Raw genomic sequence first — 14478 nt, 5'->3', positions numbered from 1 at the left:
AAGGACGGAAGTGGAGGAGAATGAGTCCGGGGTTTATCGCTTTCCTGCGGCGTGGCGAAATACATCGGGATGGGTTACTGAAAAAAATAAAAAATGTATTTGATGTTTCAAGGTCCTGATCTGTAGTATACTTTAAGCCAGGACTGAGGCCATGCATCAAATATCCTGTCATAAGCGCCGACAACTATTTCCGGATAAAATTATGCTGCCGGTCATTCTTCAACTTACTGTTTTTATCCTTCTTTCGTTGTCGTTTTCAATCCGGTATTCTTTTGCGCAAGATATGGGCTGCGAGGAATGTCACAAGAAACTGTATATGCAGATATATTCATTCCCCTTTCAGCATTCGGACATTGTAATGAAAAACTGTAAAGAGTGTCATATTCAGCTTAACGGCTTCAGTAAGTGGGGGAAGGTCCTTTATGAAAATAACGGACACCTTAAAGGAGAACTGAAGAGCAATCGCGAGGCCGGGGGGCCTGCCTGCATGAACAATAACTGTCATCAGCCCAGGCAGAATACCCACCCCGTCGATATTGCTGTAAGTGTAAAGAGCGATTTGAAGATCGCGGAAGACCTTCCTCTGGCGGACGGGAATATCATCACTTGCGCAACCTGCCACTCACCGCACGGAGGTGATTTAGCAAAGCTCCTGCGTAAAGAAAAGAAAGCGCTTTGTTTGTCCTGCCACATGAAGGAGTAAATATTTCAGACCTTCAGCATCTCTCTCAGTTTCTTAAGATTCAGGACATCCTCTTTGTTGTATTCAAGCAGTTTGTTAAGAGAGTCTTTGCAGCCGTTCCACCTGTAATTGTTCCACAACTGTACAGCGACCCAGCCGTCAACATCGGTCAATTGCCTCGCGATACCCAATTGCCTTTCCACGGCCTTCAGTCCGCCTTTTAAATTATTTTTCCAGCAGTCGAACATCAGGTCAATGTGCGGGCAGCACCCGGTAAGATCAATCTCCAGTTTTTCCTTTATGAAAGGAAGATCAAAGCGGCTCCCGTTGTATGTGTAGAGAGACCCGGCGTTACCCATAGCTTCGATCAGTCTTGACCCGGAGATATCATCGCCTATCAACTGGACAACGTCCTCACAGCCGTTCTCAATGTGTATTCCTATCACGGTCAATTCAGCGGAATCAGGGCTTAACCCTGTAGTCTCGATATCAAGATACGCGGGATATTTGTTAACCATCGTTCATTATAACTCAGCAGAAGTTCCAAAGTGCAAAAGAGCAAAAGTCAGAAGCACCGCGGACTTCAGGCGGACTCTTTGATCACGTAGCTTACTTTGACTTGCAGGTCCTTGCGCAATGAGTGATAGACAGAACAGTATTTCTCCTGTGAAAGTGATATGGCCCTGTCCAGTTTTTTAGGAGTAACGCCTTTACCGGATATGTGGACCACCATCTCGACTGATTTGTAATATTGAGGCGGGGTGGGATTTCTCTCCCCGGTTGTTTCAATCTCAAATTCTTTAATCTCAACCTTCATTTTCTGGAGAAACATTACCACGTCTATTGCCAGACACCCTGCCAGGCTCATCAAAAGAGTGTCTGTAGGCCAGCATCCTTCCATCGCCTTCGGGTCGTATTCAAATTGGTAGCCTCGTATCCTTGCCGTGAAGACCAGGTCCTTGTCCCATGACAAAAAGCCTTTGGATACGACCGGGACCTTTTCCTTCCAGCCGGTCAAAGATTCTTTTAATTCGGTAAGCTCATTTTCTTCCATTTATTGTTCCCCCTTAGAGATGGTTGTATGTTCAATTCACATTTTAATGGAACCACCGCAAAAAGCAAGAGGGCGCGGCGAAAAAGAAATTTATTTGCGGGCGTCAAGGAACAATCTGTTTCTCAATATCAGATCGTGGACGAACTGCAGGTAATAATGAAGCTCCTGGTCCATCTCATTCAACTTGGGCGGATCGCCTGCTGACAGGTCCTCAGCGGGATTTTTTTTGTAATTGAATAATCCTTTCGGATCATTGACCGAGGAAAGCAGCAGCCAGTCGTCTTTTACAAAGACCATTAAATCGCCAAGAGCAAGAAGACCAATGCCGCTTTTATTTTCATCAAATGCGGATATACCGATTGAGGCATGAGGTTTTGAGCTGTGCAGGATATCGAGGATCGTGGGAGTCAGGTCAGCCTGGGTCACAGGTTTTTTTATGACGGCGGGCTTGAGCTGAAACGGGGCGTATATTAAACCAGGGATATGAAACGACTCGAAAAGATTATCGTGCGAGGAATTTCCTTCGGCGTGGTCAGCCACTATGACAAAGATAGTGTTTTTGAAATAGTCTGAATTCTTCGCCTTCTCAAAAAACATGGAAAGAGCGTAATCGGAGTATCTCAGGGAGTTTAGAAAATCACTGTGAGGGACGTCTTTGCCGTAAAATTTAAATTTGTCCTCCGGCACTTTGTAAGGCGTGTGGCTGCTTAACGAATATATGACGGAGAAAAAGGGCTGTTTTTGTTCCTCGAACATTTTCTGCGCATACATGAAGGTGTCCTCGTCATAAATACCCCAAAACCCGTCATCCCTGCCGCCGGCCTTTTCAATATCTTCTTTCGCTATATGTGTTGTGAACCCTGCCTGCTTAATGAAACCTGCCAGCCCTAATGAGTCCTTTTTCCCTCCATGAATATAGATCGTGTTATATCCCTCATCCAGCAGAATGGACGGTAGAAATTGAACTGGCATCTGGGAGAGAGAGGGATTGATCGGGACAATCATCCCTCCCCATACGGGAATAGATGCTAAGGCAGCGGATATGCCTTCCGCGGAACGCTGCCCGTTTGCAAAGAAATTTTCCAACAGGACCCCGTCCTTGCACAGGCTGCTGAAATACGGGGCCGCATCTTCTTTGCCCCCGAACGCGCCGATATATTTAGCCGTCCAGCTCTCCATCATAAAAATTACTACGTTCAACGGCTTGAATTCTCCGGCGTTATACCTGTAATGCCTGTAAACGGGGTAGCCGGGAGAAAGCAGCTCCTCTCTCTCAGGGGATATCATCATCTCCTGTCCTTTTTCCACCGCATCTTCAAAAGGATAATACTGAATGTCCCACCACAGCTTATCCTTGAACTGTAAACTGTACAGGGTCCTCAAAGACGTATACGCGCCATTGAGCGCAAGATTTCCCAGATAAGAAGAGTTGCCTACGTATGCGTCACTTAAATTCAGCGGCAGCCTCTGGATGCCGCCCCGCGCCATCACGACTGTTGATGACCCGACAATCAACAGAACGACCGCATACACGCAAATGTTTTTTAATAAGCGCGGCTGACCGGCGGGTATTCTTGTGAATATCTTTTTTATTGCAATTAAATAACTATAGGAATAAACGGTCATGAAGAAGAACAGGGACAGCATTTCAGGAAGGTATTCCCTGAAACCGGACTTCACGATGGAAGGGATATCCCCCATGGTGTTGGAGATCTCAAACGTCAAATGCCTCTGTGAGAACTGGTAATAATTCAGGTCCACAAAGAGAAAGATAATTATCAGGTCCAGCCAGATCAGGGAAAGCAGTGACGTTATTTTAAGATATTTCTCCCGCTCCGAGATGAACGGAATAAAAAACAGGAGCGTGACCGGCGTCAGGATATAACCCGCTGTTGCGAGATCAAACCTCAGCCCCACACAGAAAGCAAGGAGCACGTCTTTAATGCTTACCCCTGTTATATCACTGTATTTGAGAAAAAAGGTCAGGCGGAACAAAAACAGGGCGATGAGCAGGAAAACAATGTTGTTTAAGAATATGAATAATCTTCTCATGTAAAACTCATAATTAATTCAGCCGGGGATTTCAATTTTACAGTTATGTCTCCCACTGTTATGTTCATGATATCATTTTTTGCGTTTTGACGAAATATTTTCAATATATAAAAATTGTCAGAAGAAGTCTATCTTCCGGTCAATCGTTACAGGAATATAGTATCACGGTATCAAGGTTAAAAACACCGGTTGGGGCAGGGTTGACATATTCATTATATTCAGCTATAACTACACGGGTAAAGGGGAGTAGCTGGATCAGCGGCTATCGTCAGCACGTCTGCCTTAGGCAGGCCGGTACCGCTGGTTAGGTAAAAACTAACAAGCAAGACCTTTATCACGGTTGCATGTAATATGCATTCGTGGTAAAGGTTTTTTATTAACATCAATTTAGTATTAATAACCGTTTGAACGGGGGATACTGTGAATAAAAACAAAATAAGTTACTTGATTGTGTTCGGGACCATCTTTCTGGTAATGCCGCTTCTTCTGGGCTTACTGAACCTGTATGTTGACTGGCTCTTTTTTGCGGAAACCGGGTATGCGGCGGTCTTTTTAAAGACGCTCTTTACCAGGATCAGCACATTTATTTTCTTCGGCACAGCATTTTTGTTATTTGCTCTGGCGAATATAATCATCGCCAACAGGATTGGTTTCCTTCAAAGAGAAATATATACAAGTGACGGGGTCCTCCACATATTAAGAGCGAGCGGTTTGGAAAGGTTTATCAAACCCCTTACTGTAATTGCAGGGATTGTTATGGCTGTCTTTGCAGGGCAGTGGGGCGCGTTAAGATGGGAAGAGTTCCTGCTCTTCAAGAACAGTCTGGACATGGGAACGGCAGACCCCATATTAGCCAAAGACATCGGCTTTTATCTGTTCAGGCTTCCCTTTGTAGAGACGGTAAAGGGCTTTGCAGGTTTTACTCTGGCATTAACGATGATATTGACGGCTGCAAACTATTTTTTAAGAGGCGGCATCCTTGTAACTGAGAGAGGCGTTTCCATAGACGCGGGAGTGAAGAAGCATATCGGGGTCCTGGCAGGGTTGTTCATCCTTAATACCGGCTTCGGCTTTTATCTCGATACATTCAGGCTTCTGTTCTCGGACCATGGCGTTGTCTCCGGCGCAGGGTATACTGACATTTACGCGAAACTCTTTTTTTACAGGATACTGATATTCATCACCCCGGCAGCAGGCATTGTCTTCATGGCTGGGATATTGAGAGGCTCAGGCAAACTGACATTTGTCCCTCCGGTCCTGGTCCTGGCAGTGTATCTCATCGGGATTGTGGCATATCCGTCCTTACTGCAGAAATTCAAGGTAGCGCCGAATGAACTGGTGCTTGAGACGCCGTTTATAGAACACAGCATAAAATTCACAAGGCTGGGCTACGACCTTGAGAGGATCGAGGTGATACCCTTTGATGTTGATTATAATCTGACGGTCAGGGACATAGAAGCAAATGACGCCACTATAAAAAATATAAGATTATGGGACCACAGCCCGCTTCTCAGGACCTACAGCCAGCTACAGCAGATAAGGACCTATTATAAATTTGCGGACGTTGATAATGACAGATATACAATAGACGGCGAATATATGCAGGTGATGCTTTCTCCGAGGGAACTCTCATACAGCGACCTTCCGAGCAGGAACTGGATAAACGAGAGGCTGATATTTACCCATGGGAACGGCATAACGCTGGGACCCGTAAGCAGGATTACCAAAGAAGGCCTTCCCGAGTTCATAATAAAGGACATTCCCCCGGTCAGCCGTGTGGACCTCAAGGTCACCCGGCCGGAGATATATTACGGCGAACTCTCCAACGATTATGTAATAGTGAAAACAAAGGTGCCTGAGTTCAGCTATCCGACAACTGAAAGTAATGTATATACGACTTATGCCGGCAGCGGAGGCGTCAGGCTGGACTCCCTGCTTAAAAGGGCTTTATTCGCGCTGAAATTCAAGACTGAGAAGATACTGCTGTCCTCGGACATCACGGGGGAGAGCAAGGTCTTATATTATAGAAACGTCCTGGAAAGGATCGGCAAGACAGCGCCCTTTCTGCTTTTTGATCGTGACCCTTATTCCGTCATATCGGGGGATGGAAGACTTTTCTGGATCGTGGACGCATATACTGTATCAAACAGGATGCCTTATTCAAAGCCGTCAGGCAGGGTCAACTACGTAAGGAATTCCGTAAAGGTTGTGGTCGACGCCTATAACGGCTCTATGAATTTTTATGTGAGCGACCCTTCCGATATTGTCATAAAAGTCTATTCAAAGATATTCCCTGACATGTTCAAGCCCCTTAAAGAGATGCCTGATGATTTGAGGCGGCATATCCGGTATCCGAACTGGCTTCTTCAGGTGCAGGCCTCCATGTTCGCCTCTTACCACATGACAGACCCGAAGATTTTTTATAATAAGGAGAACCTGTGGGAGGTCCCCGCCTTCGGGGAAAAGCTCATGGAGCCGTACTACACAATAATGAAGCTCCCGGGAGAAAAGAAGGAAGATTACATCCTGCTTCTGCCGTATAACCCCGCAAAAAGGGACAACCTCGTCGCGTGGCTTGCTGCGCGGTGTGATGAGCCGAATTACGGGAAACTGCTTGTCTATACCTTTCCGAGAGACAGGCTTATCTTTGGACCGAAACAGGTGGATGCAAGGATAAACCAGGACGCCTACATATCCCAGCAGCTTACCCTCTGGGGGCAAAGCGGCTCAGAGGTCATAAGGGGCAGCCTCCTCGTAATCCCGATAGAACGCTCCCTCTTATATGTCCAGCCCCTTTACCTTGCGGCTGCCGATAAAGCGGGTCTGCCTGAACTGAGAAGGGTCATCGTCGCCTATGAGAACAATGTGGTCATGGAAGAAAATCTCGATATCGCCCTCCAGAGATTATTCGGTACAATGAAAACAATTGCCGCAAAGGCCGGCGGGACGGTTGTAGATGTTAAGACAACAAGCACAGACCTTGCAAAAGAAGCTATGAAGGTATTTGAAAAAGCCATTGAACTGCAGAGGCAGGGAAACTGGGGAGGCTATGGAGAGGAGATCAAAAGACTTGAGCAGATTTTAAAGAGGATGGCAAAATAGATAATGCACTGGCATCAAAAAAATATAACTTCTGCTATCGAAGAACTGAGGTCATCCGCACAGGGCCTTTCATCAGAAGAAGCTGTCAGGCGTCTCGGAGAATACGGCCCAAATGAATTAAAAGAGAAAAAGAAGAAGACCCCTTTCATGATGTTCCTTGACCAGTTCAGGGACTTCATGATCCTTGTCCTCATAGCTGCCGCAGTCATTTCAGGATTTATCGGCGAGTTGTCGGATACAATTGCAATAATTGTAATTGTCGTACTCAATGCGGCCATCGGATTCATACAGGAATACAGGGCTGAAAAAGCGATGGCGGCCCTTAAGACAATGACTGCCCCTTCCGCAACAGTGATACGGAACGGCATACCCGAAACCGTGTCAGCCTCCGCGCTCGTTCCAGGGGATGTCGTGGTCCTTGAAGCCGGAAAGATCGTGCCTGCCGACATGAGACTGATCGAGACAGCCAGGCTTCAGGTTGAAGAAGCCGCGCTAACCGGTGAATCGGCCCCTGTTGAAAAGCACACGCACGAATTACACGATGCGTTCCTGCCGCTTGGCGACAGGAAGAACATGGCGTACAAAGGCACGGTTGTCACCTACGGGCGGGGGACCGGCCTCGTTGCGGCAACGGGCATGGATACAGAGCTGGGCAAGATTGCCAACATGCTGCAGGAGGAGGAAGAAGTAAAGACGCCGCTTCAGAAAAGGCTTACGACTTTCGGGCAGAGGCTTGCCTTTGCCGTCCTTGCAATATGCGCCACAGTTTTCACCATAGGGGTCATAAGAAATGAACCGCCGCTGCTTATGCTTTTGACTGCCATCTCGCTTGCCGTAGCTGCCATTCCAGAGGCACTTCCCGCAGTAGTAACCATCGCATTAGCGTTAGGCGCAAAGAAGCTGGTAAAACAAAACGCCCTCATAAGAAAACTCCCTGCCGTTGAGACCCTGGGCTCAGTGACTTTCATATGCTCTGACAAAACAGGCACGCTCACTCTTAATAAAATGACGGTTGAAGAGATGTATGTGAACAATGAAATTGTGGGGGTTAGGGGTCAGGGGTCAGGGGTCAGTAAAGAAAACCAATCCCCAATCCCCAATCCCCAATCCCTTCTTTTCACCGCCCTTGCCCTCAGTAATGACTCGGTTCTGGATAAGGACGGTAAGCTGATAGGAGACCCCACGGAGACCGCGCTTTTTGATATTGCTTTTAAAAACGGTTTCATCAAACAGGAGCTTGAAGAGAAGTTCACGCGCGCAGCGGAAATACCCTTTGACTCCGAGAGAAAGTGCATGACAACATTTCACAAGGCAGGGGTTAGGGGTCAGGTGTCAGGGATTAGTTTAGAAGCACCAATCCCTAACCCCCGGTTTCTCTCTTTTACCAAGGGCGCTGTGGATGTCTTGATTGATAAATCGGACAACGTCTTAACGTCTGATGGTTTAAAAATAATAAATAGAGAAGAAATTCTCAGGGTCAGCGAACGTATGGCTGCTGATGGGCTGAGGGTCCTTGGCATGGCAATGAAGACATGGGACGATCTGCCTGCTGAGATCACCCCTGAAAACGTGGAAAAGGGATTGACCATGATAGGCCTTGTCGGCATGATGGACCCTCCGAGAGAAGAGGCAAAAGAGGCTGTATCGATGTGCAGGGCAGCAGGGATCAAGCCTGTTATGATAACCGGCGACCATCCACTGACGGCAAAGGCCATAGCCAAAAGACTGGGCATCCTCGAGGATGACTCAAAGGCTGTAATCACGGGAAGGGAGCTTGAGAAATTATCGCAGGAGGAGTTTGAGGAGAGGGTCGGCCGTATCAGGGTATACGCAAGGGTTGCTCCGGAGCAAAAGATAAAGATAGTAAAGGCGCTCCAGGACAGGGGGGAATTTGCCGCCATGACAGGCGACGGGGTCAATGACGCGCCTGCGCTGAAGAGGGCGGACATCGGGGTCGCCATGGGCATTACAGGAACAGACGTGGCAAAAGAGGCATCCCACATGGTCCTTCTCGACGACAACTTCGCCACCATAGTGAAGGCAGTGAAAGAAGGCAGGAGGATTTTCGACAACATAAGGAAGTTCATCAAATACACCATGACGAGCAACTCCGGCGAGATATGGACGATATTCCTTGCGCCGTTCTTCGGTCTCCCCATACCACTGCTTCCTATTCATATACTCTGGATAAACCTGGTCACCGACGGGGTCCCGGGACTTGCCCTTGCCGCAGAACCTGCGGAGAAAGACATTATGAGCAGGCCGCCGAGGCATCCAAAGGAGAGCATCTTCGCGCACGGTCTCGGAATTCATATTGTCTGGGTGGGCCTGTTGATGGGCGCGGTGTCGCTTTTCACTCAGGCGTGGTCTATCAGGACAGGCCATGCCCATTGGCAGACTATGGTATTCACAGTGCTCTGTTTGAGCCAGATGGGGCATGTTCTTGCAATAAGGTCGGAGAAGGAATCCCTTTTCATTCTGGGCCCGTTATCAAATAAACCTCTATTTGCTGCCTTTGTGCTGACCTTCGCCTTGCAAATGGCAACCATTTATGTCCCTGCATTGAACCCTGTATTCAAAACAGAGCCCTTGACGCTGAGTGAGCTGGCTTTTACGCTCTTATTGTCATCAGTAGTTTTCTTCGCGGTAGAAATAGAGAAGTGGCGGTACAGGAGAAAATGAAGCTATTCAATGAACGGTATTTTATTATGCTCCAATCCGAGCATTGAAAGTTTAGACAGTATCTTCAGCAAGCCGAACGTGCAAAGGACTATGAACATGACGGAAAAGAAAAATTTGGGCCTTCTGAAAATCAGATAGATGACCACTACAATTATAATTATTGCCGCTGCCGGATTATTACGGGAATAATCCACCCCGCTTTGTACTATCTTATCGAGATCTGTAAACATTTCTAATTCTTATTCGGCAAAGTTAAGGAGTAACTTTAAGCCACATTGTTCATGGTAATCCCGTTCTCAATGGTTGCAGAAATGTAAGTTTGTGGAAGAATTTCTTACGACACCTTGAAAAGGTAGTCAGTAGTCAGCAGTAATTAGTTGGGGAAACCCTATCTACTGTCTACTAACTACCAGCTACTGTTCTGCAGCAGGCTTTCATTTCAGCCCAAAATATCTTAGTGTGGAATTGGATGGAAGGCAAAAGGTGTTACTTAGCGGAGAGACTTTATGAATTTCTTGTAATTTGCGGGTGGATTCAGGATTTCCATTCCCATGCTGAAAGACGCACCGTGGGGAGAAGTTTTTGTCTGGAACCACTTCACCTCGCATTTCATTTTCAACGTCTCTCCTGAGGGGAGTTTGCAATTAAGCTCGATAGTAGAATCAGTGGAGATGTCCACAACTTTATTTGAGGTGGCGGTCACCATGTATAAACCGCTTTCCGAGAGGTTCATGATGATCCCGGAATAGGTTGTGTTCCCCGCGAGGATCTCGGCGTCCAGGTTATCAGTCAGTCTTTTGGCGCGTCTTTTTTCCATTGAACTATCACCCTCAAATTTATTTGAAATAGATTATAACAAAATTTAAAAAAAGATAGTGAGAAAATTTTACTAATTATTATTATCCACCATTTTTACCCTGTCGTATCTTCTCTCTTTATGGCATCCGGGGGCGCAGCTTCCGCCGGTTGCAGATTTGCTGTAGTTGATCGGTATGCTTGAAGTCCCGAAAATAAATTCATCGCGCAAATGGTACTCAATGTCGGAGGCGTGTATGTCATGACACGCGCGGCAGGTGCGGCCTTTTTCCTGGTTGACATGAAGCCAGTGGAGATTGACGTCCCCGTTCCTGAAGTTCGTTATGGTCAGCGTCTTCCCGGTCGTCACGAGCGCCTCTTTGTGACAGAGGAAACAGAGACTGTACTTTCCCTTTTCATAAGCAGTATAAAATTTGTGGGGAAAAGGCAGCCTGAGGATGAACGCGTTGTCCGAGCCGTGCGAGTTATGGCAGGCGGCGCAATTGCCCTGCATTACGGGGCCGTGCTGAAACTGCCTCTTCTTCCACACGCTGTTGTCTTTGTGGCATGTGTAGCAGAGGGTGTCGATCTCGCCGGTGAGCAGATATTTCCTTTCCGAAAAATGGGGTGAATGGCAGGCAGTGCACTGTCCCTCAAATGCGGGTTTATGTTTTTTGGTGTACTGGTCCATCTCTGTCTTTTTCTCTTCGTGGCAATTAAAGCATATCCTGTTTGGAGCGCTTTTCAGACGTGACTTGTCATTTCCAGAATGCGGGTCATGACAATCAATACACCCGTTCTTTATCAAAGGGGCGTGGACGTATTCCTTTGTCATGCCGGACATTATATCTTCGTGGCATGACAGGCAGAGGTTGGCGCCGGTATCTCTGAGCCTGGATTTATAATTTGATGAATGAGGCGCGTGGCATATCCCGCAGTTGCCGTCTTCAACCGGCTTATGAATGAAGCTGCCGGCGTAAAGCCCTTTCAGGCTGTGGCATGTCGAACACAATTGGCTATATGGTTTTTTAAGTATGAACGGCGTGTCCGAGCCGTGCGGGTCATGGCAGGAGGTGCAGTCGCCGTTCTTTATGGGCCCGTGGACAAACTGATCTGCCTGGATGTCATGCTCCACTTTTTTATGGCAAGCGGTGCAACTGACGCTTTGGTTTAATTCAAGGCCGTATCTGTTCGGATATGCCTCTGCATTATGGCATGAACCGCATTCTCCTGAGCTTGAAGGGTCATGCCCAAACTTTTTCACGCCTTTCATGAATTGCTGATGACACTGCTGAGTAGCGCAGCCCTTTTCCCCTTTGACATGCGCCAGAAATTCCTTTGAAGTGGTGAAGGGGTACGCGTCTGAGAAGTGGGCGAGAAAAACAAGCAGAATAATAATAAAGCTGAGAGATAAATGGCGGATATCTGTCTTCTGTCCTCTGTCCTCTGTCTTCTGTCCTCTGCCTTCTGTCTTCTGCCCTTTATTCATAAACCATCAGGTCTTTGCTCCGGTAGAGATGTTCTTTGTCTGTTTTGCTGTCGATGCCGAGCGCGGTCTGGGCCGCTTTATGAAGTAGTTCCAGACACGCTTTCTGGTCTCCGCTTTGAGCGTACAGTTCAGACAGTGCAAACAGTGTGGATATCCTTTGATAAGCCGATGATTCAAGAAATACCGGAGCTGACTTTTTCTTCTCTAAAAGGGCAAAGGACGTTTGAAGTTCCTTCAACGCATCGTTGTGCCTGTTTGTTATCTTATAAAGCATGCCTAAAATATAGTGCGCCTCCGCAAAATTATCATTTAGGGCCAGGGCGGTCTTGAAATGTTTTTCAGCGTCTCCATATTTATCATTCTCAAAAAGCATCAAGCCGTAATTGAAATGTGCCGCGTTGTTGTTGATGTCCAGCTCAAGGGCGCGGTTAAACTCCGCAACTGCCCCGTCGAAATTCCCTCTTGCCCAGAGCACTATCCCCATGAGATTGTGAGACCACGCATTTTCAGTATCCAGGGACAGGGACTTCTTCAGCGGCGAGACCGCCTGCTCCAGCAGACCTCTTTTATACATCTGGAGCGCGTAGTGGTAGAGCCTGCTTGCCTGAGAATCAGGTCCCTTTATTTTGACATCTTCTTTTTTGCGGGCGGCCTGCGTACCGGTCAACTCGGGGATCTTTTCCGAAAACACAGCCTGCGCTGAAATAGGGAAGCTCGGATAAATAAATTCGATCTTTCCGTTCCTGCCGACCATGATGGTTGACGGGAGCGCGATCACCCCGTAATCCCTGAACACTTTAAAGCCGTTGTCGATCAGTATGGGGAAATTTATTTTGTTAGACTTTATCAAATTCCTCACTTCGGCAAGCTCGCTTTCCGTAATGTCGCCCTGTTCGACAGGCGTATAAATACCGAATATCTCAAGCCCCTGCCTGTCACGGTATTTTTCATAATAATCATTCAGGAAGCGCAGCTCATCCATGGAATAATCAAGAAAGGACTTGTCGCTGACCAGCTCCCAGAAAATAATGATAACGGGTTTTTTGCCGAACAGCCCTGTAATATCAACCGGCTGGCCGTTTAAATCATTGAGGTTGATTTCCTTAGGCGCGTCCCCTTCCTTTATGCCTATCAGCGCGGAAGCATTTACCGGGAACAGGCAGATAATAAAGAAGAACACTATTAAATAATTTTTCAACCCCGGCCTGTTATTTATGTTCAGATAAATTCTCATGTTCATTTTAAAGGTAGATATGCTAATCAAATTTTATCACAAGGTCAAGATTCTTCAATGACAAAATTATTATAAGGAGATGATTTTTAGAAGAGGGGAAAAGTAGGATGCTGACTCATGAGGGGACATGGCTGAAGTTAAAAGGTTGGGCTCTTAGCATAGGCAGGGAATAACCTTCTAAACTTTTAGTCAGCATCCTGTAGTTATAATACACAAATCTTATAGATATGGCAATATGTAAAATCATAATAAGAAAATTATTATTTGAATATCACGTAACCTTTTATATTTTTGAGTCTTTTCCCTTTTATGCTCACATCATCAAGGCAGGTGATCTTACTCTCACGCCTCATTTTGAGTATTTTATCGGCAGTATCAGGCCCCAGACCGGGCACCCTCAGCAGCACCTCTCTGTCCGCTTTGTTGATATTGACCGGGAAAAAATCAGGATGGTTGTCCGCCCAGACCTGTTTTGGGTCTTTGTCCAGACTCAGATTGCCGTTCTTATCAAGGAGAATGTCGTCCTTATTAAAACCGTATTTGCGGATGAGAAAATCAACCTGGTACAAACGGTGCTCCCGGACAAAGGGTTTTTCTGGTACAGACGACAATTGCCTCTCCCCGGGTATATCAGGATTGCCAAGGCCTTTCTGATAGGCTGAGAAATACACCCTTTTGAAATTCAGGCGTTTATAAAAACCGAAGGTGTAATTTATGATCTCCGAGTCTGTCTCATCAGAGGCGCCGACAAGGAACTGGGTTGTGCACTTGACCCTTGAAAACCTGTTGCCCCTGTCAGTGAGCCTGCCCATCAATTTAATGGGCCGGATAATATCATTCATGTAATCCTTTTTCTTTGAAAGCATATCGAAGTGTTTTTTGCCGGGAGTCTCTATATTGAGCGACACGGCGCTTGCCAGTGAAAGTGAATCCTCAATCGCAGCGTCAGAAGCCCCCGGTATGATTTTTAAATGAATATATCCCCTGAAATTATGTTTATATCTGAGGAGACGCGCCACCGCGTTGATCTTGTCCATTGTATGGTCCGCGTTCATTATGACAGCGGAGCTCAGGAACAGGCCGAACACCTTTTTCCTTCTGACGTATTCCATGAATAAAGCGGCGACCTCCTCTGGCCGGAGCGTACAGCGGCGGACGTCGGTTTCCGAGCGCAGAGGGCAGTATTTGCAGTCGTTTGAACATGCGTTTGAGAGCAGGGTCTTAAGTAAAACTGAATAGCCTCCCTGCGGAAGCGCTACGGGGTAGAGCCATTTGCCGTCCTGTCCCCTCTTGCGGTGGTCGTCATTGCGCGTGCCGCAGGCGCAGGCCAGGTCGTACTGCGAATCTTCGGAGAGCACTTTGAGTTTTTCGATGGTGTCCATTGAAAA

11 protein-coding genes are annotated in these 14478 nt (G+C 47.0%); 3 read left to right on the top strand and 8 right to left on the bottom strand.

The annotated features are described in order from the left end of the window. Nucleotides 1–202 precede the first annotated feature (202 nt). Complete coding sequence (locus HZB61_11955) at nucleotides 203–703, top strand: cytochrome c3 family protein (GenBank protein ID MBI5057317.1); 501 nt, start codon at nucleotides 203–205, stop codon at nucleotides 701–703. Nucleotides 704–708: 5 nt separating this feature from the next. On the opposite strand, the gene HZB61_11950 is transcribed toward HZB61_11955, so the two are convergent. The 3 genes from HZB61_11950 to HZB61_11940 form a co-directional block, all read right to left on the bottom strand. Beyond that, a complete protein-coding gene (locus HZB61_11950) occupies nucleotides 709–1200 on the bottom strand; it encodes a ribonuclease H-like domain-containing protein (GenBank protein ID MBI5057316.1) in 492 nt (163 codons plus the stop codon). A gap of 65 nt (nucleotides 1201–1265) precedes the next feature. Next, a complete protein-coding gene (locus HZB61_11945) occupies nucleotides 1266–1736 on the bottom strand; it encodes an OsmC family protein (GenBank protein MBI5057315.1) in 471 nt (156 codons plus the stop codon). A gap of 90 nt (nucleotides 1737–1826) precedes the next feature. Continuing rightward, nucleotides 1827–3788: a sulfatase-like hydrolase/transferase gene (locus tag HZB61_11940; protein ID MBI5057314.1), complete on the bottom strand. Its 1962-nt coding sequence runs from the start codon at nucleotides 3786–3788 to the stop codon at nucleotides 1827–1829. Nucleotides 3789–4208: 420 nt separating this feature from the next. Here HZB61_11940 and HZB61_11935 point away from each other — a divergent pair, with 420 nt between their 5' ends. Further along, nucleotides 4209–6890: a UPF0182 family protein gene (locus HZB61_11935; GenBank protein ID MBI5057313.1), complete on the top strand. Its 2682-nt coding sequence runs from the start codon at nucleotides 4209–4211 to the stop codon at nucleotides 6888–6890. A gap of 3 nt (nucleotides 6891–6893) precedes the next feature. Then, nucleotides 6894–9572 carry a cation-translocating P-type ATPase gene (locus HZB61_11930; GenBank protein MBI5057312.1) on the top strand — a complete coding sequence of 893 codons (2679 nt, stop codon included), beginning with the start codon at nucleotides 6894–6896 and terminating at the stop codon, nucleotides 9570–9572. Nucleotides 9573–9574: 2 nt separating this feature from the next. Here HZB61_11930 and HZB61_11925 read toward each other — a convergent pair whose 3' ends face one another. From HZB61_11925 to HZB61_11905, 5 genes are all read right to left on the bottom strand, one after another. Next, nucleotides 9575–9802: a hypothetical protein gene (locus tag HZB61_11925; GenBank protein MBI5057311.1), complete on the bottom strand. Its 228-nt coding sequence runs from the start codon at nucleotides 9800–9802 to the stop codon at nucleotides 9575–9577. Nucleotides 9803–10062: 260 nt separating this feature from the next. After that, the gene (locus HZB61_11920; GenBank protein ID MBI5057310.1) at nucleotides 10063–10389 is read right to left on the bottom strand and encodes a PilZ domain-containing protein; all 327 of its coding nucleotides are present in this window, start codon (nucleotides 10387–10389) and stop codon (nucleotides 10063–10065) included. A 72-nt stretch (nucleotides 10390–10461) separates the two neighbouring features. Continuing rightward, nucleotides 10462–11856: a cytochrome C gene (locus HZB61_11915; GenBank protein ID MBI5057309.1), complete on the bottom strand. Its 1395-nt coding sequence runs from the start codon at nucleotides 11854–11856 to the stop codon at nucleotides 10462–10464. Then, nucleotides 11849–13096 (bottom strand): tetratricopeptide repeat protein, encoded by a 1248-nt coding sequence (locus tag HZB61_11910; protein ID MBI5057308.1) that lies wholly within the window; start codon nucleotides 13094–13096, stop codon nucleotides 11849–11851. Before HZB61_11910 ends, HZB61_11915 begins: the two co-directional genes overlap by 8 nt. Nucleotides 13097–13350: 254 nt before the next feature. Continuing rightward, complete coding sequence (locus tag HZB61_11905) at nucleotides 13351–14472, bottom strand: radical SAM protein (protein MBI5057307.1); 1122 nt, start codon at nucleotides 14470–14472, stop codon at nucleotides 13351–13353. Nucleotides 14473–14478 lie beyond the last annotated feature (6 nt).

The sequence above is a fragment of the Nitrospirota bacterium genome, assembly GCA_016214845.1.
Classification (GTDB): domain Bacteria; phylum Nitrospirota; class Thermodesulfovibrionia; order UBA6902; family UBA6902; genus SURF-23.
The sequence above is the reverse complement of the archived record's forward strand: the minus strand, read 5'-3'. Positions and strand labels throughout refer to the sequence as shown.

What these genes read in the sequence shown, in the direction of transcription:
- HZB61_11930 (MBI5057312.1), top strand. Translation starts at nt 6,894, where the DNA reads ATGCACTGGCATCAAAAAAATATAACTTCTGCTATCGAAGAACTGAGG.
- HZB61_11920 (MBI5057310.1), bottom strand. Translation starts at nt 10,389, where the DNA reads ATGGAAAAAAGACGCGCCAAAAGACTGACTGATAACCTGGACGCCGAG.
- HZB61_11950 (MBI5057316.1), bottom strand. Translation starts at nt 1,200, where the DNA reads ATGGTTAACAAATATCCCGCGTATCTTGATATCGAGACTACAGGGTTA.
- HZB61_11915 (MBI5057309.1), bottom strand. Translation starts at nt 11,856, where the DNA reads ATGAATAAAGGGCAGAAGACAGAAGGCAGAGGACAGAAGACAGAGGAC.
- HZB61_11925 (MBI5057311.1), bottom strand. Translation starts at nt 9,802, where the DNA reads ATGTTTACAGATCTCGATAAGATAGTACAAAGCGGGGTGGATTATTCC.
- HZB61_11905 (MBI5057307.1), bottom strand. Translation starts at nt 14,472, where the DNA reads ATGGACACCATCGAAAAACTCAAAGTGCTCTCCGAAGATTCGCAGTAC.
- HZB61_11940 (MBI5057314.1), bottom strand. Translation starts at nt 3,788, where the DNA reads ATGAGAAGATTATTCATATTCTTAAACAACATTGTTTTCCTGCTCATC.
- HZB61_11945 (MBI5057315.1), bottom strand. Translation starts at nt 1,736, where the DNA reads ATGGAAGAAAATGAGCTTACCGAATTAAAAGAATCTTTGACCGGCTGG.
- HZB61_11955 (MBI5057317.1), top strand. Translation starts at nt 203, where the DNA reads ATGCTGCCGGTCATTCTTCAACTTACTGTTTTTATCCTTCTTTCGTTG.
- HZB61_11910 (MBI5057308.1), bottom strand. Translation starts at nt 13,096, where the DNA reads ATGAACATGAGAATTTATCTGAACATAAATAACAGGCCGGGGTTGAAA.